1 protein-coding gene is annotated in these 738 nt (G+C 74.9%); it reads left to right on the top strand.

The annotated features are described in order from the left end of the window. Positions 1–738 (top strand): DUF294 nucleotidyltransferase-like domain-containing protein (locus L2I40_RS23985; protein WP_237217847.1); only part of this gene is annotated, 738 nt, incomplete at both ends.

The raw sequence follows: 738 nt of genomic DNA, 5'->3' as shown, positions 1-738 counted from the left end.
CGCGCAGCTCGACGCGCTGGCGGGCGACGATGCGGCGGTGAAGCGCGCCCAGGCCGGCCTGGCCCGCGCGCTGCTGGCGGAAGGCCTGGCCGCGACGGAGGTCGTGGCGCTGGTCAGCGGCATCAACGCCGACCTCCATGCCCGCATCCTGGAGCGCGTGCTGGCCGAGGAGGCCGAGCCGCCGCCCGTCCCCTTCACGCTGCTGCTGATGGGCAGCCTGGGCCGCGGCGAATCCCTGCTGCGGCCGGACCAGGACAACGGCTTCCTGCTGGCCGACTACGACGACGCCGAGCATGACATGGTGGATGCGTGGTTCCGCCGCGTCGCGGAACGCTACTGCCTCAAGCTGGCGGAGGCCGGCTTCACGCTCTGCAAGGGCGGCGTGATGGCGATGAACCCGCTCTGGCGGAAGACACGCGCCCAGTGGCGCGACCAGCTCGCCATCTGGGCGCGAAAGCGGAACGGCGCGGCGCTGCTCTTCGCCGACATCTTCCTGGACCTCCGCGCCGGCTGGGGCGAGGCCGCGCCGGCCGAGGCGCTGCGCCGGCAGGCAATGGAGCTGCTCACGGCCCAGCCCGCCTGGGCGGCGGCGCTGGCCGCGCAGGATTCGCGGCTCGGCGTCGGCCTGACCTTCTGGGGCGGCTTCGCCGACGACGAGCCCGGGCCCGGCGCGCGCACCGACCTCAAGCTGCACGGGCTGATGCCGCTGGTCGCCGCGGCCCGCCTCTCGGCGCTCCG

The sequence above is a fragment of the Falsiroseomonas oryziterrae genome (assembly GCF_021864505.1).
Lineage (GTDB): Bacteria > Pseudomonadota > Alphaproteobacteria > Acetobacterales > Acetobacteraceae > Falsiroseomonas > Falsiroseomonas oryziterrae.
Note: the sequence above shows the minus strand (reverse complement) of the source record. Positions and strands in the feature narration are given on the sequence as shown.